This is a genomic window from Pseudomonas sp. LBUM1664, from assembly GCF_059695895.1.
Genome location: NZ_CP166791.1, coordinates 2075591 through 2095753 on the forward strand (window position 1 = coordinate 2075591; position 20163 = coordinate 2095753).

Consider the following 20163-nt stretch of genomic DNA (forward strand, 5'->3'; position numbering starts at 1 on the left):
GCGCAAATGTCTCTTACGTGTAGGCAAGTTCTGATAGACTTGCCGCCGAGTTGTCCCCCGGTTTGCGGGACTGCTTCACAATCACCAGATGGGGATTTAACGGATGAAACTGAAAAACACCTTGGGCTTTGCCATTGGTTCTCTTATTGCTGCCACTTCGTTCGGCGCTCTGGCACAAGGCCAAGGCGCAGTTGAAATCGAAGGCTTCGCCAAGAAAGAGCAATTCGACAGCTCTCGTAACTTCAAGAACAACGGCAACCTGTTCGGCGGTTCGGTCGGTTACTTCCTGACCGACGACGTTGAACTGCGTCTGGCCTACGACGAAGTGCACAACGTACGTTCCGACGACGGCACGAACGTCAAGGGCGCTAACACCGCTCTGGACGCTCTGTACCATTTCAACAATCCAGGTGACATGCTGCGTCCTTACCTCTCTGCCGGTTTCTCCGACCAGAGCATCGACCAGAATGGCAGCAACGGTCGTGACCGTTCCACCTTCGCCAACGTTGGTGGCGGCGCCAAGCTGTATTTCACCGAGAACTTCTACGCCCGTGCCGGCGTTGAAGCTCAGTACAACATCGACCAGGGCAACACCGAGTGGGCTCCAAGCGTCGGTATCGGTGTGAACTTCGGTGGCGGCTCCAAGCCTGCTGCTGCTCCAGTTCCAGCACCAGCTGAAGTCTGCTCCGACAGCGACAACGATGGCGTGTGCGACAACGTTGACAAGTGCCCTGACACCCCAGCCAACGTAACTGTTGACGCTGATGGCTGCCCGGCAGTTGCTGAAGTTGTTCGTGTTGAGCTGGACGTGAAATTCGACTTCGACAAGTCGGTAGTCAAGCCTAACAGCTACGGCGACATCAAAAACCTGGCTGACTTCATGAAGCAGTACCCATCCACCAGCACTACTGTTGAAGGTCACACTGACTCCGTCGGTCCTGACGCTTACAACCAGAAACTGTCTGAGCGTCGTGCAAACGCCGTTAAGCAAGTTCTGACCAACCAGTACGGTGTTGAATCGTCCCGCGTTCAGTCTGTTGGCTACGGCGAATCCCGCCCAGTTGCTGACAACGCCACTGAAGCTGGTCGTGCAGTTAACCGTCGCGTAGAAGCGCAGGTTGAAGCTCAAGCTAAGTAATTAGCCCACAGCTTTAGAAAAGCCCGGCTTAGGCCGGGCTTTTTTTTGCCTGCGATTTATGAAGAAAAAGTTATGGGCATTGCCACAATGCGCCTGCTTAAAACAAAAAAAACCTGTGGGAGCACGCTTGCCCCCACAGGTTCGGTGTTGCTTGGCTATTGGCTACAGCGCTGAAGCCTGGGCCCACACAGGCTGCGATCCTGCAAGTTCGGCCGCGGCCGCCACCGCGCCAATGACCAGAATCGCCGGGCTCTTGAGTTGGAACGCGGTTGCATCGGCTTCCATCGCGGCCAGGTCGCTGCGACAGTCACGCTGATGAGGCAGGGAAGCGTTTTCAATCATGGCTACCGGGGTGTCCGCCGCCAGGCCACCGGCCAGCAGTTGCTCGCGGATCTCGCTCAGTTTCGCCACACCCATGTACACCACCAGGGTGGTCCCGCTTTGCGCCAGGGCTTGCCAGTTCAGGCTGCTGCCGTCCTGGGTGTGGGCAGTGACCAGCGTCACGCCACGTGCAACTCCGCGCAGGGTCAGCGGTATATCGCACTGGGTGGCGCCTGCAAGACCGGCTGTGATGCCGTTGACCAGCTCCACTTCGACCCCGTGTTCGCGCAGCCACTGTGCTTCTTCACCGCCTCGGCCGAAGATGCACGGGTCGCCACCCTTGAGGCGCACCACGCATTTGCCTTGGCGGGCATAACGCAGCATCAGCCTGTGGATAAAGGCCTGTGGTGTGGAACGGCATCCGCCGCGCTTGCCCACGGCAATGATGCGTGCACCGGGGCAATGCTCCAGCACGGCGTCGTTGACCAGATCGTCGATCAGCACCACGTCGGCTTCGCTCAGGGCGCGCACGGCTTTGAGGGTCAGTAATTCAGGGTCGCCAGGACCCGCACCCACCAGCCAGACTTTTGCGTTCATAGTGTTTTCCTCACGAGATAACGGCCACCGGTTGCGCAGTGGCAACCAGCAGGCGCTTGATTTCCGGAACACAGGAACCGCATTGCGTACCGCAGCCCAGTTCCTGTTTCAGCCCCTGCAAGTCCAGGCCACGTTCAATGCCTGCGCAGATCGCGCGTTGGCTGACGTTCATGCAGTTGCACAGTGTTTTACTGCCGCCAAGCGCAGCGCCGACGTTGCCCGGCGGTGCGCTCAAAGGCGCCAGCAGCCAGCGTCGCAATTGCTCATCGGCACGACCTTCCAGCCACAAATTTTGCAGCCAGTGCCGGGCCAGGGTTTCGCCGGCCAGGCGAATGGCGGTGATACGGCCGTTTTCGATTCGCACTCGTTTACCGATGGAGCGGCGCGGATCGTCATAGGCCAGCACCGGCCCCTCGATCAGCCCTAGTTGCTCGTCGATCGCCTGTAACAACTGCGGTTCGGGTGCAATGGCGCTGGCAGCGCGAATCAGCAATGCCGGACGTTCACGACCGGTCAAACTCAGGCTGACGTAGGCAAACGCCTCACACAGCGGTCGCAATGTCTCCAGATGCTGTTGAACATCGCCCTCGATCAAGGCGAAAAGCTGCCAGGGCAGGTTCACCGGTTCCAGGCGCACGCCGCTGTGTTTGAGTTCCGGTTGTTTCGACAAAGGGTCGAAGGCCGGTTGAGTCAGCGTGTTGACCCCACCCTTGAGGAACCGGTCGCCCCAGTGCATGGGCAGAAACGCCTGGCCGGGGCGCACGCTTTCGTCGCTGTCCACGGCCACGATTACGGCGCCACGACGGCTTTTGAGGCTGACCAGGTCGCCGGCTTGCAGGCGATGGCGAGCCAGTTCGTCGGGATGCAGGCTGAGTACGGCTTCGTTCACATGACCAAACAATTGCGCCGCGGTGCCGGTACGGCTCATGCCGTGCCATTGGTCCCGCAGTCGACCGGTGTTCAGGGTCAACGGGAAGCGTGCGTCACGCAGTTCCTTGGCGGCGCGATACGGTTCGGCCAAAAACCGGGCACGGCCGCTGTCGGTAGGAAAAATCCCGTCCATATACAAGCGAGCAGTTCCGACAGTGGCACCCTCCGGGAAGGGCCATTGCTGAGGGCCGAGTTGATCGATCAGCGCATGGCTGAGACCGGACAAGTCCAGGTCGCGGCCACGGGTCAGTTGTTTGTATTCATCGAACAACTGTGCCGGGGTTTCAAAGGCGAACAGGCTGGGTTGGCCCGGCCGCAGACGTTTCTCCAAGCGTTGTGCGAAATCTACTGTAATCGCCCAATCCGGTCGTGTTTCACCCGGTGCGCTAATCGCGCGGCGGACGTGGGAAATCCGCCGTTCAGAGTTGGTCACCGAACCTTCTTTCTCGCCCCAACTGGCCGCTGGCAGCAGCAGGTCGGCAAACGCGGCGGTTTCGGTGGTCCGAAAGGCCTCCTGCAACACCACAAACGGACAGGCTTGCAGGGCTTCCCGCACTGCTGTCTGGTCTGGCATCGATTGGGCGGGGTTGGTGCAGGCGATCCACAAGGCCTTGATCTTGCCATTGCGAACCTGTTCGAACAGTTCGATGGCGCTCAACCCTGTGGTCGCGGGCAATTGCTCAACGCCCCAATAGCTGGCGACTTCGGCGCGATGCTCAGGGTTGGCGGCCTCGCGATGGCCTGGCAGCAGGTTCGACAGGCTGCCGGTTTCCCGACCGCCCATGGCATTGGGTTGCCCGGTCAGTGAAAAGGGACCTGCACCCGGACGGCCGATTTGCCCGGTGGCCAGGTGCAGGTTGATCAACGCACTGTTCTTTGCGCTGCCAGCGGTGGACTGGTTCAAGCCCATGCACCACAGCGAAAGGAAGCTTGGCGAAGTGCCGACCCATTCGGCGCATTGGTGCAGTTGCTCGACGCTGATGCCACACAGTTGCGCAACCATGCTCGGCGTGTAGTCGCGCACCAGGTTTTTCAGGTCCGCCAGGCCTTCGGTGTGGGCCTTGATGAAATTGCGGTCGACCCAGTCTTCCCACAACAGCAGATGCAAAATCCCATGGAACAATGCGACATCGGTACCCGGAAGGATCGCCAGGTGCAGGTCCGCCAGGTCGCAGGTATCGGTGCGCCGGGGGTCGATGACGATGATTTTCATCTGTGGCCGGCGGGATTTTGCTTCTTCGAGGCGGCGAAACAAGATCGGATGAGCGTAGGCCATGTTACTGCCGACGATCATCACACAGTCGCTCAGCTCCAAGTCTTCATAGCTGCAGGGTGGGGCGTCGGCGCCGAGGCTACGCTTGTAGCCCACCACGGCCGACGACATGCACAGCCGCGAGTTGCTATCGATGTTGTTGGTGCCCACCAACGCCCGGGCGAGTTTGTTGAAGGCGTAGTAGTCCTCGGTCAGCAATTGTCCGGAGATGTAAAACGCCACGCTGTCGGGCCCGTGCTCGGCGATGGTATCGGCGAAGACACTGGTGGCGTGGTCCAGGGCGCTGTCCCAATCGGTGCGGGCCCGGGCCAGGCCTTTACCCAGGCGCAGTTCGGGGTACAGGGCACGTGCGGTGAGGTCGCCGGTCAGGTGCAGGGTCGAACCCTTGCTGCACAGTTTGCCGAAGTTGGCCGGGTGGGTGGGATCGCCACTGACGCCGAGGATGCGCTCGTCGTCATGCTCGATCAGCACGCCGCAACCGACCCCGCAATAACAGCAGGTCGAGGCAGTGGTCTGGTGGCTCATCAGCTTGCGTCCCGCAGCGCCAGCATGACCCGGCCGTTCTCGACCCGAGCCGAATGATGATGGGCGCAGCCCACATCGGGGGCCTGGGCCTGGCCGGTTTCCAGGTCGATCTGCCAGTTGTGCAGCGGGCAGGCCACGCGCTTGCCGTAAATCAAGCCTTGTGACAGCGGGCCATTCTTGTGAGGGCAACGGTCATCCAATGCGAAAACCTCATCGTCGCTGGTGCGAAAAATCGCGATATCGCCTTTTGGGCCACTGATGATGCGCGAGCCCAGGGCGTTGATCTCTTCCAGTGCGCAGATATCCAGCCAGTTCATACCTGCACCTCCAGGTTTTTCACGGGGATGACTTCAAATTCTTTTTTCAGCAGGGGCTGCTCCAGGCGCTCTTTCCATGGGTCTTGTTCCAGCGACAGGGAAAATTTCAGACGTTCATGGAGAGCTTTGCGCCGTTCCGGGTCTTCGAGCACGGCTTTCTTGATGTGCTCCATGCCGACCCGCTGCATGTAGTGCACGGTGCGCTCGAGGTAGAAGGCCTCTTCGCGGTACAGCTGCAGGAAAGCGCCGTTGTATTCGCGCACTTCTTCGGCGGTCTTGAGTTTGACGAAGAACTCGGCGACCTCGGTCTTGATCCCGCCATTGCCGCCGATGTACATCTCCCAGCCGGAATCGACACCGATAATGCCTACGTCTTTGATGCCCGCTTCCGAGCAGTTGCGTGGGCAACCGGAGACGGCCAGCTTCACCTTGTGGGGCGACCACATGTTGAAAAGATCGTGTTCCAGCTCGATCCCCAGTTGGGTGGAGTTCTGGGTGCCGAAGCGGCAGAACTCACTGCCCACGCACGTTTTTACGGTGCGGATGGACTTGCCGTAGGCGTGGCCGGACGGCATGTCCAGATCTTTCCAGACACCGGGCAGGTCCTGCTTTTTGATGCCCAGCAAGTCGATGCGCTGACCCCCGGTGACCTTGACCATGGGGACGTTGTATTTGTCGGCCACGTCGGCAATGCGTCGCAGCTCCGAAGGATTGGTCACGCCACCCCACATCCGTGGGACGACAGAGTAGGTGCCGTCTTTTTGGATGTTGGCGTGGGCGCGCTCGTTGATCAGGCGCGACTGCGGGTCGTCCTGGGCTTCGCCGGGCCAGCTGGAAATCAGGTAGTAGTTCAACGCCGGGCGACAGGTGGCGCAGCCGTTCGGGGTGCGCCAGTTCAGGTAACTCATGGCCCCGGCGATGGTCAGCAGGTGCTGGTCGCGAATCGCCTGGCGAATCTGGCCGTGATTGAGGTCGCAGCAACCGCAGATGGCTTTTTCGCTTTTGGGTTTGACGTCCGCCGCACCGCCCACGGTGTTGATCAGGATCTGCTCCACCAAGCCGGCGCAGGAGCCGCAGGAGCTGGCCGCCTTGGTGTGTTTTTTTACGTCATCGACGCTGAACAGCCCGTGTTCCTGGATCGCCTTGACGATGGTGCCCTTGCATACGCCGTTGCAGCCGCAGACTTCGGCAGTGTCGGCCATGCTCATGGCTTTGTCCTGGCCCTGGTGTCCTACGTCGCCCAAGGCGTTTTCGCCGAACATTAGGTGGTCGCGGATCTCACTGATGGCGTGGTTCTCACGGATCTGGCGGAAATACCAACCACCGTCTGCCGTATCGCCGTACAGACAGGCGCCGACCAGCACGTCATCCTTGATCACCAGTTTTTTGTAGACGCCGCCAATCGGGTCGGAAAGGGTGATGGTCTCGGTGCCTTCGCCGCCCATGAAGTCCCCGGCGGAGAACAGGTCGATGCCGGTGACCTTGAGCTTGGTCGAGGTCACCGAGCCTTTGTAAGTGGCGAAGCCCAGTTGAGCGAGGTGGTTGGCGCAGACTTTGGCCTGTTCGAACAGCGGCGCCACGAGGCCATAGGCGATCCCGCGGTGGCTGGCGCATTCACCGATGGCATAGATGCGCGGGTCGTAGGTTTGCATCGTGTCGTTGACCAGGATCCCGCGGTTGCATGGGATGCCGGATTTTTCCGCCAGTTCGGTGTTCGGGCGAATGCCGGCAGCCATTACTACCAGGTCGGCGGGGATGATTTCGCCGTTCTTGAACTGTACCGAGCCAACCCGGCCGTTGCCGGCGTCGTGCAGGGCCTGGGTTTGTTCGCTGAGGCGGAATTTCAGGCCACGGCTTTCCAGGGCGGTTTGCAGCAACTGGCCGCTGGTCTTGTCCAGTTGCCGTTCCAGCAGCCATTCGCCGATGTGCACCACGGTCACGTCCATGCCCCGCAGCTTCAGGCCATTGGCGGCTTCCAGGCCCAGCAAGCCACCGCCGATGACCACGGCGTGTTTGTGGGTCTTGGCGGTGTTGATCATGGCCTGGGTGTCGGCAATGTCGCGGTAGCCGATCACGCCTTCCAGGGTATTACCGGGGATCGGCAGGATGAACGGCGTGGAGCCGGTGGCGATCAGCAGGCGGTCGTACTCGGCTTCGCTACCGTCTTCGGCGATGACCCGGCGCTTGATCCGGTCGATCTCCACCACCTTGCGGTTGAGCAGCAACTTGATGTTGTTGTCCAGGTACCAGCTCAGGTCGTTGAGCACGATTTCTTCGAAGGTCTGTTCGCCAGCGAGTACGGGCGAAAGCAGGATGCGGTTGTAGTTGGTGTGGGGCTCGGCGCCGAACACCGTGATGTCGTACAGCTCGTTGCTCAGCTTGAGCAGTTCCTCGAGGGTTCGAACCCCGGCCATGCCGTTGCCGATCATCACCAGTTTGAGTTTTTTCATCAGGGTTCTCCGCAAGCTCAGGTCCGTTTCATCACGGCGATCAGACTGGCTCGGTAATTTTTACGAAAACAAAAAAAGGCGTCCCGCTAGTGGTTACCTAGCGAGGACGCCTTTGTCCTGGTCCCGTTCTCTCGGGAAGCACCGCCTTCATCGTTGGAGGCGTTGCTTTATGTATGGTGAGAGAGGTTATGCAGTGGTTGTGCCAAGTGGCTTGAGGGCGCGGATTTATTGAGGGATAGGCTGGTTGCACGAGTCGGCGGCGGATTTATTGCACCGAATCAACGCGTGTTGCCCGGTTATGGAGCGCAGGTTCGCAGATTTGTATGGGCAGTGAGCTCGCGATGGGCGCGACTGGATCTCAGCCATGAAACACCAAAAACAGCAGCACAATATTCACCAGTAACGACACCAGCGCCAACGTTCGCCAGACCTTCAGTGGCTCGCGCTCCAGCAGCGGCCGGGGCCTTACGCTCAAGCTGCGGCGCTCGCCCTGTTCCAGCAGCAATAGCCATTCTTCGGCGGTTTCAAAGCGCTGGCCCGGATCTGCCGCAACGGCGCGCTCCAGGCTTTGCCCAAGCCATTCGGCCAGGTCCGGCCGATAGCGGTTGGCACTGATCGGCACGCCAAAGCGCGGCCGCTGGAACGCCTCGATTTCGCCGTAGGGATAATGCCCGGTCAGCAGGAAATACAAGGTCACGCCAACGGCATACAAGTCTTGTTGCGCCGTCGGCGCGGTACCTGCGAAGGCTTCCGGGGCGATGTAGCTGGGCGTGCCGGGCAGCACATTGGCCTGGTCTTCGGACAACCCCGGGCAGTACGCCAACCCGAAATCCAGCAAGCGCAATTCCCCGTCATCGCCCAGGTGCAGGTTTTCCGGCTTGATGTCGCGGTGGTAGATCTGCCTTCGATGCAACAGGCCTACCGCCCGCACCAGCCGTTGCGCCAGGTCCTGCCATTGAGCCAGGGGCAGCGGGCCGCCCTGGTTGAACAGCTCGGCCAGGGTCATTCCCGAATATTCCCGCATCACGTAGTACAAATGCTGACGCTGGGGAACGCCATGAACCTCTGGAAATTGCCTTCCTGCAACCCGTTTGAGAAACCATTCTTCTGACAGCAATGCCTGCCCGGCCCGTGTGTCATCGCGCAGGTGCCCCGGCAAGGTTTTCAACAGCCATGGCTGGCCTTGGCCGTCGTGTACCCGGTAGAGCAACGATTGCTGGCTCTGGCCGAGCAGGCATTCGATCTGCCAGCCCTCGAACACCTGGCCCGGTTTCAGCGCCGGGGGCAGGGGCCATTGCTGTAACTGGATCAGCGCATCGCCGATGCTCGCTTCGCCCACCGCGTCGACCCGCACCAGCAGGGCACTGGCGTTGTCCTGGCTGCCGGCCAGATGCGCGGCGTTGACCAGCGTCTGGGCCGCGAGATTCAGGTCCGGCTGGTCTCGAAGGATGCCGGCGATGGCCGTGTCCCCCAGCACTGCCCAGACACCGTCGCTGAGCAGTACGAAAGTCTCGTCGGTGCGCAGTTCTCCATCGAGGAAGTCCAGGACCAGGTGCTGATCCAGCCCCAGGGCACGCTTGAGCACATGTTGCATGCCCTGTTGTTCCCAGACGTGGTCTTCGCTGACGCGTTGCAGATGATCGGCGTGCCAGCGGTAGACCCGGCAATCGCCAACGTGGGCGAGGGTGAAACGCCGCCCCCGAAGAACCAGGGCGCTGACGGTGGTGAGCAGGGGTTGCCCGCCACCGTTGGCTTGCAACCAGCGATTCTGTGCCAGCAATAGTCGATCCAGCGCCTGGGCCACGCCCCAGGTTTGCGGCGTGGAGTAGTAATCCAGGGCCAGGGCCTGCAAGGTCGAACGGGCGGCCAGCCCGCCATCGGCGCATTGGCTCACGCCGTCGGCGATGGCGAACAGGTATCCCTTGCTGGCGGCCAGGGCCGGGGCCGGGGTGACCAGGCGCAAGGCGTCCTGGTTCTCTTCCCGTGGGCCGATGGCACTGGCTTCGGCGAAACTCAGTCGCAGGCTCATGGCTGTTTTTTAGACCCGAGCTGCGGTAACGGCCGCCGAACCCCAAGTGGTTCTCCAGCGACGTTTCACGCCGTACAGGCCGAACCAGGCCAGCACACCGAGGCTTGCGAACAACCACAGTGCCAGTTGATAGCTGCCGGTGTTTTGCTTGATCGCGCCCATGCCCGCCGCCAGGAGGAAGCCACCGATGCCGCCGGCCATGCCGATCAACCCGGTCATCACGCCGATTTCACGACGGAAGCGTTGTGGCACCAGTTGGAACACTGCGCCGTTGCCCGCGCCGAGACCGAGCATGGTGCAGACGAACAGTGCCAGTGCCGCGTAGGAGCTCGGCAGGTTAAAGCCCACTGCTGCGATGCAGACCGCCGCGACGGTGTACATGCCCAGCAAGGTGCGGATGCCGCCGAAACGGTCCGCCAGGGCGCCGCCCAATGGCCGCATCAGGCTGCCACCGAAGACGCAGGCGGCGGTGTAGTAGCCGGCGGTCACGGGGTTCAGGCCGTATTGGTCATTGAAGTAGCCAGGCAGGGCGCTGGCCAGGCCGATGAAGCCGCCGAAGGTCACGCTGTAGAAGAACATGAACCACCAGCTGTCACGGTCGCCAAGTGCCTTGAGGTAGTCGGCCATGGATTTGGCTTTTGGGCGCTCGGGGGCGTTTTTGGCCATCATGCTGAAGGCTATCAGGGTAAGCACCAGCGGGATCAGTGCGAAACCGAACACGTTGCTCCAGCCATACGAGACCGCCAGGATCGGCGCGATCAGCGCAGCCAGCACGGTGCCCGAGTTGCCGGCACCGGCAATGCCCATGGCTTTGCCTTGGTGCTGTGGCGGATACCACTGGGACGCCAGCGGCAGGGCCACGGCGAACGAGGCGCCGGCCATGCCCAGGAACAGGCCCAGCAGCAGGGCTTGCTCGTAGCTGTGAATGCCCAGCTTCCAGGCACAGAACAGCGCACCGATGACAACGACCTGACCGAACATGCCGGCGGTTTTAGGAGAAATCCGATCGGCCAGCAGGCCCATGAACAAGCGCAGCACAGCGCCGGCCAGGATCGGCGTGGCCACCATCAGGCCACGCTGTTGGGTGGTCAGTTGCAGGTCGGCGGCAATTTGCACCGCCATCGGGCCGAGCAGGTACCAGACCATGAAACTCAGGTCGAAATAGAGGAAGGCTGCGAACAGGGTCGGGGTATGGCCGGATTTCCAGAAGCTTGAATTCATCGCGCACCTCAGCTGTCAAAAGTCTCGAAAAAAATGAGTCAGTGCTTTGAGGCAGTGCGCCACTGCGGCCGCACCACCGACCCCGGACTGTGGGGCCAAAACAAAAAAACGCCGCAACCCGAATCGCCAGGGGGCGAGGAGGGTATGCGACGTCTTTGTCGTAGGTGGGGCAACCGCCGTTGGTTACCTGTGGGTTTGCTTAAGCGAGAACTGTGCCAACAGGGGAGATCGGAGGGAGGCCAATCGCGAGCAGGCTCGCTTCCACACTTGATTGACGGTGTTCGCAGATGCCGCGTTCATCCCGAAACCGGTGTGGGAGCGAGCCTGCTCGCGATGACGTCAGGCCAGGCGCTACAAGGCCTTTTCAGCCCAGCAACTCATTCATCGCAATGATCTGCTCTGCCACCTGGATCAGCTTCTGCTGGCGGCTCATGGCCTGGCGGCGCATGAGGGTGTAGGCCTGTTCTTCGTTGCATTCTTTCATCTTCATCAGCATGCCCTTGGCCAGTTCGATGCGTTTGCGTTCGGCCAGTTGCTGGTCCCGGGCCACGAGCTGGGCGCGCAGGGCCTGGTCGCTTTCGAAGCGGGCCATGGCCACGTCGAGGATCGGTTGCAGGCGTGCGGCGTGGATGCCTTCGACGATATAGGCGCTTACGCCCGACTTGATTGCCTGGCGCATCACATCCGGGTCGTGCTCATCGGTAAACATGACGATCGGTCGTGGCTGGTCGCGACTGACCAGCACCACTTGCTCCATCACATCGCGTCCGGGTGACTCGGTATCGATCAGGATCACGTCCGGACGCACCGTTTCGACGCGCGCCGGCAGGTCGATGATCAATCCGGATTCGTCGATGACTTCGAACCCGGCTTCAATCAGGGCGGCTTTGAGGCGACCGACTTTTTTCGCGGTGTCGTTGATCAGCAGGATACGCAGCATGTCGAGGCTCCTGTCAGCGGCTGGCGAGAAGGGGAGCCGCATCGCTCAAGGCGTGCAGTTTGAAGCTGCGGGCGTACTTGGCCGGATCCGAGCCGTCCCAGATGATGCCGTCGATCAACTGGCTGCTGCGCATGTCCTGGCGAGGAGGTGAGATATCCAGCGCCGTGCACGCTTGGCGGTACAGCTTGAGTTGCTGGACCTCCTGCGCCACGGCCAGGTAGTCCGGGTCTTCGCGCAACAGGCCCCAGCGGCGGAACTGGGTCATGAACCACATGCCGTCGGACAGGTACGGCAAGTTCACCTCGCCGCCGCCATGAAACCGCATGGCGTGGGGGTCCTGCCAGCTGTTGCCCAACCCGTCGGCGTAGATGCCCAGCAGTCGTGGTTCGATGCAGTCCAGCGGTGCGTCGAGGTATTCGGGCGCACTCAATAGTTGTGCGGTGCTGCGGCGGTTTTCGGTGCTTTCTTCGATAAAACGACTGGCTTCGAGGATCGCCATCACCAGAGCCCGGGCTGTATTGGGGTATTGCTCGACGAAGGCGCGGGTGCAACCCAGGACTTTTTCCGGGTGATCAGGCCAGATGGTCTGGGTGGTCGCCAGGGTGAAGCCCAGGTTTTGCTTCACCGCGCTGGCGGACCAGGGCTCGCCGACGCAGAAGCCGTCGATACGCCCAGCCTGGAGGTGCGCGATCATTTGCGGCGGCGGGACCACCACGCTGTCGACATCCGACAATGGATGAATGCCCTGGGCGGCCAGCCAGTAATAGAGCCACATGGCGTGGGTGCCGGTGGGGAAAGTTTGGGCGAAGGTCAGTTTCGGTCGAGTTTGGTGCACATGCTGTTCCAGTGCCTCAGGACTGGTCACGCCTTGGGCCTGTAGGCCATGGGACAGGTTGATGCTCTGACCGTTCTGGTTCAGGCCCATCAGCACGGCCATGTCGGTCGGCGCGACACCACCGATACCCAGGTGCACGGCGTAGATCAGGCCGTACAGGCTGTGGGCGGCATCGATTTCACCGCTGACCAGTTTGTCTCGCAGGCTGGCCCAGGACGTCTGACGCTTGAGGTTCAGGGTCAGGCCGTAGGGCTGGGCGAAACCCTGGGTGGCGGCCACCACCACCGGGGCGCAGTCACTCAAGGCCATGAACCCGAGATTGATCGCGCTCTTTTCCGGGGCATCGCTGCCATTGACCCAGGCCAGGGGGTTGGCTGGAATTTCATTCATCGAGCATCACCTTCCACAAAAAAGGCGCCGTACCCGGACGGCTGCCAGAGCAAGGCCGGATGACGACGCCGTTGTCCTTCAAACAGTGTGGCACCCATTCCGCCTTTGGTAGGGGGGCCGATGAACGCAAAGGGTGCAAGGCATATGCCATCGGCGCTGTTTTGCGCTGGCGCCTCGCTTGAGTTGCCGTTGCCCGGCTATAATCGCCGCCTCTTTTCGTCGTCCGAGTCAAAGCCGCCCATGTATAACCTGGCCCGTGAACTGCTGTTCAAACTTTCCCCGGAAGTCTCCCACGATTTGTCCCTGGACCTGATCGGTGCGGGCGGGCGTTTGGGCCTCAATGGCCTGCTGTGCAAGGCACCGGCGAAACTGCCGGTAAAGGTGATGGGGCTCGAATTTCCTAACCCGGTCGGGCTGGCAGCGGGCCTGGACAAGAATGGCGCGGCCATCGACGGGTTCGCCCAGCTCGGTTTCGGTTTCGTGGAAATCGGCACCGTCACCCCGCGTCCGCAGCCGGGCAATCCCAAGCCACGGATCTTCCGCCTGCCGCAAGCCGAGGCGATCATCAATCGCATGGGCTTCAACAACCTGGGCGTCGACCATTTGCTGGCCCGCGTGGCTGCGGCCAAGTACAAGGGCGTGCTGGGCATCAACATCGGCAAGAATTTCGACACCCCGGTGGAGCGCGCGGTCGACGACTACCTGATCTGCCTGGACAAGGTTTACGCCCACGCCAGCTACGTGACCGTCAACGTCAGTTCCCCGAATACCCCGGGGCTGCGCAGCCTGCAATTCGGTGATTCCCTCAAGCAACTGCTGGCCGACCTGGCGCGACGTCGCGCGGAACTGGCCCTGATTCATGGCCGGCATGTCCCGCTGGCCATCAAGATCGCCCCGGACATGACCGACGAAGAGACCACTCAGGTAGCCCAGGCCCTGATCGAGACCGGAATGGACGCGGTAATCGCCACCAACACGACGCTGGGCCGCGAAGGTGTCGAGGGGCTGGAACACGGTGACGAGGCGGGAGGCTTGTCTGGCGCGCCGGTGCGTGAAAAGAGCACCCACACGGTGAAGGTGCTGGCCGCCGAACTGGCAGGTCGCCTACCGATCATCGCAGCGGGCGGGATCACCGAAGGGCGGCATGCGGCCGAGAAAATCACCGCAGGGGCGAGCCTGGTGCAGATTTATTCGGGCTTTATCTATAAGGGGCCGGCGCTGATTCGTGAGTCGGTGGATGCTATTGCGGCGTTGGGCTGATTCGAGGATTGGTCGCTCTATTTTGGCGAACACGTTTTTTGTGGGAGCAAAGCTTGCTCCCACAGGACGAAGAGCCTCGCCACAACAGTGTTTGCAGCTCAGGTTCCGGTATTCATAAAATTCAGGCATTAAAAAGGGCTCCTCGAAGGAGCCCCTGGGCCGAAGCCCGCCGTCCGGATGGGACGTGCGTGGTTAATCGTTGTGTATCAAGTCAAATTGTCGTGTCTTGAGTGTTAAGCCCTGTATCAGCCGACGGCGTGAAGTTCGTTGAGTCTATGGATACCCGCAGTGCCGGTCATACCGTCCCAGTTGTCGCCGCGTCCTTCTCGCCAGCCATTGATCCAGGCTTGACGTACCGACGGTAGAGTAAAGGGGCAAAGCTCACGGGATTTACCACCAACGCCATATTGGTAACCGCGTAAAAATGCTCTTTCCAACGGATCACGCTTAAGTCTTCTCATAGGGTGTTGCCCTCACTTGTTGACTGTTGCTTAGCGTCGACCTCTATCGAGGCCGGGGCAGAATCATTCTGCCGTTGGTGGCTCGTTGCCGGCGTGACGAGCCGAGATGTTGACGCCGTTGCGACGTCAACCTGTGTTGAGTTCTAACCAAAGCGTCACATGGATGGAATGATCGTTTTGTCATAAGCAGGTAACATTAAAGATGTTAGGGCGATAAGTAACATGATGTTCGTCGCCCGCTAATGAGCAAGACCCCTGTATGATCGGCTCTGCGCCGAAGGGTGCTGCCCTCGCTCGAATGAGAATGTCCCCCCGTTGCACTCGGGTACTATTCGACGAAAGGGTCGAGTTCTTCACAATTTGTTGCACAGATTTTTTTATCTGCCCTCGCAGCTAAGCTCTTTAGCCTGAGCGGCGAGGGCGGGACGGCACACTCTCGTGCCACACGGGTGCTCTTGAGAAAAGCGCCTGATTGAACCCGGCCCGGCAATGCGTTGCCCGGCCCACTTAGCCAAAGGCTCTGGAAATCCCATGTCCGATCGTTTCGAACTCTTCCTCACTTGCCCCAAAGGCCTCGAAGGCCTGCTTCTCGAGGAAGCCGTCGGGCTTGGCCTTGAAGAGGCGCGTGAGCACACCTCGGCCGTGCGCGGCATGGCCGACATGGAAACGGCTTATCGCCTGTGCCTGTGGTCGCGCCTGGCCAACCGCGTATTGCTGGTGCTCAAGCGCTTTGCGATGAAGGACGCCGAGGACCTGTACCACGGCGTGCTGGATGTCGAGTGGCAAGACCACATGCTTGCCGATGGCACCCTGGCGGTGGAGTTCAGTGGCCACGGTTCGGGCATCGACAACACCCACTTCGGCGCCTTGAAGGTCAAGGACGCCATCGTCGACAAGCTGCGCACCCCGTCGGGCGAGCGGCCGTCCATCGACAAGCTCAACCCGGACCTGCGCATCCATCTGCGCCTGGACCGTGGCGAAGCGATCCTCTCCCTGGACCTTTCCGGCCACAGCTTGCACCAGCGCGGTTATCGCCTGCAGCAAGGTGCCGCGCCGTTGAAGGAAAACCTCGCCGCCGCCATCCTGATCCGCGCCGGCTGGCCGCGCATTGCCGCTGAAGGCGGGGCACTGGCCGACCCGATGTGCGGTGTGGGGACGTTCCTGGTGGAAGCCGGGATGATCGCTGCCGACATGGCGCCGAACCTGCGTCGCCAGCAGTGGGGCTTTACCGCCTGGCTGGGCCACGTGCCGGCGCTGTGGAAGAAGCTCCACGAAGAGGCCACCGCCCGCGCCGACGCCGGGCTGGCCAAGCCGCCCTTGTGGATTCGCGGTTACGAAGCCGACCCACGGCTGATCCAGCCGGGCCGCAACAACGTCGAGCGTGCGGGCCTGAGCGAGTGGATCAAGATTTATCAGGGCGAAGTCGCCACCTTCGAACCACGTCCAGACCAGAACCAGAAAGGCCTGGTGATCTGCAACCCGCCGTACGGCGAACGTCTGGGCGACGAAGCCAGCTTGCTTTATCTCTACCAGAACCTGGGCGAACGTCTGCGTCAGGCGTGCCTGAACTGGGAGGCAGCGGTGTTCACCGGCGCGCCGGACCTGGGTAAGCGCATGGGCATTCGCAGCCACAAGCAGTATTCGTTCTGGAACGGTGCATTGCCGTGCAAGTTGCTGCTGATCAAGGTGCTGCCCGATCAGTTCGTCACCGGCGAGCGTCGTACCCCGGAACAGCGTCAGGCCGAGCGCGAGCAGGCCCGCCTTGACCAAGAAGAGCGGGATCAAGCGTCTGAAGTACCGCAAGAGCGCCAGTACAACAAGAACGGCAACCCGATCAAACCGGTACCGGCCCCGGCCCCGGTGGTCGAGCAGGCACGTTTGAGCGAAGGCGGGCAGATGTTTGCCAATCGCCTGCAAAAAAACCTCAAGCAACTGAGCAAATGGGCCAAGCGTGAAGGTGTGGATTGCTACCGGGTCTACGATGCCGACATGCCGGAATACTCCATGGCCATTGACCTGTACCACGATTGGGTACACGTCCAGGAATACGTTGCGCCAAAATCCATCGACCCAGAAAAAGCCTCGGCCCGGTTGTTCGATGCCCTGGCAGCCATTCCCCAGGCGCTGAACGTCGACAAGAGCCGTGTGGTGATCAAGCGTCGCGAGCGTCAGAGCGGCACCAAGCAGTACGAGCGCCAGAGCGCCCAGGGCAAGTTCACCGAGGTCAACGAAGGCGGTGTGAAGCTGCTGGTCAACCTCACCGACTACTTGGACACCGGGCTGTTTCTCGACCACCGGTCGATGCGCTTGCGGATCCAGAAAGAGGCGGCCGGCAAGCGCTTCCTCAACCTGTTCTGCTACACCGCGACCGCCAGCGTCCACGCCGCCAAGGGCGGTGCTCGCAGCACCACCAGCGTCGATCTGTCGAAAACCTACCTGGATTGGGCGCGGCGCAATTTGTCGCTCAATGGGTTCTCGGACAAGAACCGCCTGGAGCAGGGCGATGTGACGGCTTGGCTCCAAGACTGCCGTGACGAGTACGACCTGATCTTCATCGACCCCCCGACCTTCTCCAATTCCAAGCGTATGGAAGGTGTGTTCGATGTGCAGCGCGACCATGTCCAGCTGCTGGACCTGGCCATGGCTCGCCTGGCACCGGGCGGCGTGCTGTACTTCTCCAACAACTTCCGCAAGTTCCAGCTCGAGGACAACCTCGTCGAGCGTTACGCGGTGGAGGAGATCACCGCCAAGACCATTGACCCGGATTTTGCCCGCAATAGCAAAATCCACCGTGCCTGGAAAATCATGGCACGTTGACCTTAGGTGATTTGGATCCATGAAGCCTTGTAATTCAAGGCTTCTGGCCGCTCTTTGGACTGGTCAAAGTGATGGCGAATAGCTATAACTTAGCCTGTGTCCAGGGCTGTGCCTAAGCCTGGCTCCTTTCTGAGTTGTATTTATGGCATTGCAGCAGGTGCGCCCCAGAATCCTGGGCTTTATCAGCGAAGATGTATCGGCCTGGCTGGTGGCTTTGCTCGTCTTGTTGGGCGGTACGTTCCTGACCGGTTTGCTGACCTGGGCGATGATGAACCTGTTCGACCAGCAGTTGCACCAGCGCTTTGAGCTGCAAGCCGAGGAGCGCTTTAGCCGTATCGAGGAACGTTTCCAGGACCAGGAGCAACGCCTGGACAGCCTGAGACGTTTCTTTGCCAATTCGGCAGGGGTTTCCGACAACGAATTCCACGGCTATGCCGAAGCTTTATTGCGGCGCACCCGGGCCTTCGCCTGGGCGCCACGGGTGCTTCGGGACGAACGGCAAATGTTCGAACAGCAGGCGCGGTTTGACGGACCAGACGACTTTACCATCCGCGAGGCGGACGGCAGCGGTGGCTTGCGACAGGCCGCCGAGCGGGACGAATACGCGCCGGTGCTCTACCTCCAGAGCCAGGCTTCCTATGGTTCACCCCTGGGTTTGGATCTGCTTTCCGATCCATTGCGCCGTGCCACGCTCGAGCGGGCTCGCCAGCGTGATGCTCTGGTGGTTTCGCAGCCATTGGATCTGGTGGGCGTCGACCCGGCCCTGACGCGTGGGGTATTGCTGGTTGCGCCGGTCACCAGGGCGTCGACCAAGGAGCCGTTCGGTTACGTAGTGGCTGCCCTCAGCATGCGCCAATTGGTGGGCGATGGCCTGCCGGCGTCCGGTCATGACAATCTCTCGATGCGTGTCGTGGATCTGTCTACTGGCGACCGGGAGGAAGCGCTGCTCGAATCCCATAACCCACCCGAGCACAGCGATTTGTCGGCGACCCGTCTGTTGCACCTGGCAGATCGCGACTACCGGGTAGAGTTGTGGCCCAGCCGCATGTTTCTGTCGACCAATCATTCTTCGGTGGCGAGCGTGGTGGTGCTGGGCGGTTTGCTTAGCCTGCTGCTGAGCGTCTTGCTTTATGTGTTGGTCAGCCAGCGGCAGCGGGCCCTGAAACTGGTGGAGCAACGTACCCAGGAACTGCGCGCCCGGGAGCAGGAACTGCGCGGTACCCACGGGCAGTTGCGCGGTGTGCTGGATGCCGCGACCCAGGTCGCGATCATTGCCACGGACCTGCGGGGTGTCATTACCACGTTCAATGCCGGCGCCGAACAGATGCTCGGCTACCAGAGCTGCGAGGTCTTGCAGAGCATGACCCTTGAGAGCCTGCATGTTCCGCGCGAGCTCCAGGCCCGGGCAGCACAGCTCGGTGCACGCTTGGGTAAACCCATTTCCACGTGCCACGCGATGCTGCTCGAGGGCGGTGAGGAGGGCGGTCAACAGGCGCGGGAATGGACTCTGGTGCGCCGTGACGGTAGCCACCTGACGGTGAACATGCTGTCCACGCCGGTGCTCGATGACCAAGGGTTGTGGGTCGGGCACCTGGCGATCTGCATCGACATCACCGAACGCAAGCGCGTCTACGAGGCCCTGGCCGCCCGCGACCTGTTGCTGAAAAAGCTCAGCGCCCACGTTCCCGGTGGTATCTACCAGTTCAAAATGGATTTCAATGGCGGTTTCAGCGTGATTTATGCCAGTGACGGTATCCGAGATATCTACGAGCTCGAGCCCGATGTACTGGTCCAGGACGCCGAAGCGATGTTCTCGCGTATTCACCCGTTGGACAGCGCGCGGGTCCGCGCTTCGATCCGCGCTTCGGCCGACACCCTGAGCCCTTGGCGCGAAGAGTATCGAGTACAACTGCCCTTGCGCGGTCTGCGCTGGGTACGTGGCGAGGCGACGCCCGAGCAGTTACCCGGTGGCGGGGTGTTGTGGCACGGCTATGTCTCGGATATTTCCGACCTCAAGCGCGTGGAAGAAGAGCTGCGAGCCCTCTCCGTGACCGACGCCCTGACGGGTATTCGCAACCGGCGTTATTTCCAGGAGCGCCTGACCACTGAGATGGCCCGGGTCGAACGCGGTTCCGGGGACCTGGCGGTCATCATGCTCGACATCGACCACTTCAAGCGCATCAACGACCAGCACGGCCATGCGGTGGGCGATCGGGTGTTGCAGGCGGTTTGCCAACGCATCGCCCAGCGGCTGCGGCGTGCCGACGTTTTCTGTCGGCTGGGCGGGGAAGAATTCGTGGTGTTGTGCTCGGACACCGACGGCGAAAGCGCCTATTCCCTGGCGTTGGGGCTATGGGAAGGCCTGCGCGGTGCGCCAATCGAGAACGTGGGCATCGTCACCGCCAGCTTCGGTATTGCCAGTTGGCGGCCCGGGGAGGGCGCGGATGCGTTGCTGTTGCGGGCCGACTCGGGGGTGTACGCAGCCAAACAGGCCGGGCGGGATCAGGTTGAGGCGCAGTTGGGGTAGTAAGCTGTGTTGAGCATACTCGGTCAATTGTGGGAGCGGGCTTGCTCGCGAAGGCGGTGTTACATTCAACACCTCCGTTGATTGACACACCGCCTTCGCGAGCAAGCCCGCCCCACATTGGTTTTCTGGTCG

13 protein-coding genes are annotated in these 20163 nt (G+C 61.2%); 4 read left to right on the top strand and 9 right to left on the bottom strand.

Annotation, left to right across the window (positions count from 1 at the left end):
• The first annotated feature begins 103 nt into the window (after window positions 1–103).
• The gene (locus ACA047_RS09875) at window positions 104–1138 is read left to right on the top strand and encodes an OmpA family protein (RefSeq protein WP_497358827.1); all 1035 of its coding nucleotides are present in this window, start codon (window positions 104–106) and stop codon (window positions 1136–1138) included.
• 162 nt (window positions 1139–1300) lie between these two features.
• Here the strand turns inward: ACA047_RS09875 and cobA are convergent, their stop codons facing one another.
• The 8 genes from cobA to ACA047_RS09915 all read right to left on the bottom strand — a co-directional run bounded on the left by cobA (window position 1301) and on the right by ACA047_RS09915 (window position 12966).
• Complete coding sequence (gene cobA, locus ACA047_RS09880; protein ID WP_497358829.1) at window positions 1301–2056, bottom strand: uroporphyrinogen-III C-methyltransferase; 756 nt, start codon at window positions 2054–2056, stop codon at window positions 1301–1303.
• 10 nt (window positions 2057–2066) lie between these two features.
• Window positions 2067–4784: a nitrate reductase gene (locus tag ACA047_RS09885; RefSeq protein ID WP_497358831.1), complete on the bottom strand. Its 2718-nt coding sequence runs from the start codon at window positions 4782–4784 to the stop codon at window positions 2067–2069.
• Window positions 4784–5101 carry a nitrite reductase small subunit NirD gene (gene nirD / locus ACA047_RS09890; RefSeq protein ID WP_497358833.1) on the bottom strand — a complete coding sequence of 106 codons (318 nt, stop codon included), beginning with the start codon at window positions 5099–5101 and terminating at the stop codon, window positions 4784–4786. Before nirD ends, ACA047_RS09885 begins: the two co-directional genes overlap by 1 nt.
• Window positions 5098–7551 carry a nitrite reductase large subunit NirB gene (gene nirB, locus ACA047_RS09895; RefSeq protein WP_497358835.1) on the bottom strand — a complete coding sequence of 818 codons (2454 nt, stop codon included), beginning with the start codon at window positions 7549–7551 and terminating at the stop codon, window positions 5098–5100. The genes nirD and nirB overlap by 4 nt, the downstream gene beginning before the upstream one ends.
• 358 nt (window positions 7552–7909) lie before the next feature.
• Window positions 7910–9580, bottom strand: coding sequence for a bifunctional protein-serine/threonine kinase/phosphatase (locus tag ACA047_RS09900; protein WP_497358837.1), 1671 nt, complete (start codon window positions 9578–9580; stop codon window positions 7910–7912).
• A gap of 9 nt (window positions 9581–9589) precedes the next feature.
• The gene (locus tag ACA047_RS09905) at window positions 9590–10801 is read right to left on the bottom strand and encodes a nitrate/nitrite transporter (RefSeq protein ID WP_497358839.1); all 1212 of its coding nucleotides are present in this window, start codon (window positions 10799–10801) and stop codon (window positions 9590–9592) included.
• Window positions 10802–11165: 364 nt separating this feature from the next.
• Window positions 11166–11741 (bottom strand): ANTAR domain-containing response regulator, encoded by a 576-nt coding sequence (locus ACA047_RS09910; RefSeq protein WP_497358841.1) that lies wholly within the window; start codon window positions 11739–11741, stop codon window positions 11166–11168.
• Between the two features lie 13 nt (window positions 11742–11754).
• Window positions 11755–12966, bottom strand: a complete 1212-nt coding sequence (locus ACA047_RS09915; RefSeq protein ID WP_497358843.1) for a CmpA/NrtA family ABC transporter substrate-binding protein — start codon at window positions 12964–12966, stop codon at window positions 11755–11757.
• A gap of 240 nt (window positions 12967–13206) precedes the next feature.
• Between ACA047_RS09915 and ACA047_RS09920 the strand changes: the two genes are divergently transcribed.
• On the top strand, window positions 13207–14226 hold the full coding sequence (locus ACA047_RS09920) for a quinone-dependent dihydroorotate dehydrogenase (RefSeq protein ID WP_497358845.1): 1020 nt from the start codon (window positions 13207–13209) through the stop codon (window positions 14224–14226).
• A gap of 245 nt (window positions 14227–14471) precedes the next feature.
• Here ACA047_RS09920 and rmf read toward each other — a convergent pair whose 3' ends face one another.
• Window positions 14472–14687, bottom strand: coding sequence for a ribosome modulation factor (gene rmf, locus ACA047_RS09925; RefSeq protein ID WP_003223300.1), 216 nt, complete (start codon window positions 14685–14687; stop codon window positions 14472–14474).
• A 531-nt stretch (window positions 14688–15218) separates the two neighbouring features.
• Between rmf and rlmKL the strand changes: the two genes are divergently transcribed.
• Both rlmKL and ACA047_RS09935 read left to right on the top strand, forming a co-directional pair.
• Window positions 15219–17504, top strand: coding sequence for a bifunctional 23S rRNA (guanine(2069)-N(7))-methyltransferase RlmK/23S rRNA (guanine(2445)-N(2))-methyltransferase RlmL (gene rlmKL, locus ACA047_RS09930; RefSeq protein WP_497358847.1), 2286 nt, complete (start codon window positions 15219–15221; stop codon window positions 17502–17504).
• Window positions 17505–17646: 142 nt separating this feature from the next.
• Window positions 17647–20031 carry a sensor domain-containing diguanylate cyclase gene (locus ACA047_RS09935; protein ID WP_497358849.1) on the top strand — a complete coding sequence of 795 codons (2385 nt, stop codon included), beginning with the start codon at window positions 17647–17649 and terminating at the stop codon, window positions 20029–20031.
• Window positions 20032–20163 lie beyond the last annotated feature (132 nt).

Excerpts from the sequence above, each read along its gene's own strand:
- ACA047_RS09875 (WP_497358827.1), top strand. The coding sequence starts at position 104 with ATGAAACTGAAAAACACCTTGGGCTTTGCCATTGGTTCTCTTATTGCT.
- cobA (WP_497358829.1), bottom strand. The coding sequence starts at position 2,056 with ATGAACGCAAAAGTCTGGCTGGTGGGTGCGGGTCCTGGCGACCCTGAA.
- ACA047_RS09885 (WP_497358831.1), bottom strand. The coding sequence starts at position 4,784 with ATGAGCCACCAGACCACTGCCTCGACCTGCTGTTATTGCGGGGTCGGT.
- nirD (WP_497358833.1), bottom strand. The coding sequence starts at position 5,101 with ATGAACTGGCTGGATATCTGCGCACTGGAAGAGATCAACGCCCTGGGC.
- nirB (WP_497358835.1), bottom strand. The coding sequence starts at position 7,551 with ATGAAAAAACTCAAACTGGTGATGATCGGCAACGGCATGGCCGGGGTT.
- ACA047_RS09900 (WP_497358837.1), bottom strand. The coding sequence starts at position 9,580 with ATGAGCCTGCGACTGAGTTTCGCCGAAGCCAGTGCCATCGGCCCACGG.
- ACA047_RS09905 (WP_497358839.1), bottom strand. The coding sequence starts at position 10,801 with ATGAATTCAAGCTTCTGGAAATCCGGCCATACCCCGACCCTGTTCGCA.
- ACA047_RS09910 (WP_497358841.1), bottom strand. The coding sequence starts at position 11,741 with ATGCTGCGTATCCTGCTGATCAACGACACCGCGAAAAAAGTCGGTCGC.
- ACA047_RS09915 (WP_497358843.1), bottom strand. The coding sequence starts at position 12,966 with ATGAATGAAATTCCAGCCAACCCCCTGGCCTGGGTCAATGGCAGCGAT.
- ACA047_RS09920 (WP_497358845.1), top strand. The coding sequence starts at position 13,207 with ATGTATAACCTGGCCCGTGAACTGCTGTTCAAACTTTCCCCGGAAGTC.
- rmf (WP_003223300.1), bottom strand. The coding sequence starts at position 14,687 with ATGAGAAGACTTAAGCGTGATCCGTTGGAAAGAGCATTTTTACGCGGT.
- rlmKL (WP_497358847.1), top strand. The coding sequence starts at position 15,219 with ATGTCCGATCGTTTCGAACTCTTCCTCACTTGCCCCAAAGGCCTCGAA.
- ACA047_RS09935 (WP_497358849.1), top strand. The coding sequence starts at position 17,647 with ATGGCATTGCAGCAGGTGCGCCCCAGAATCCTGGGCTTTATCAGCGAA.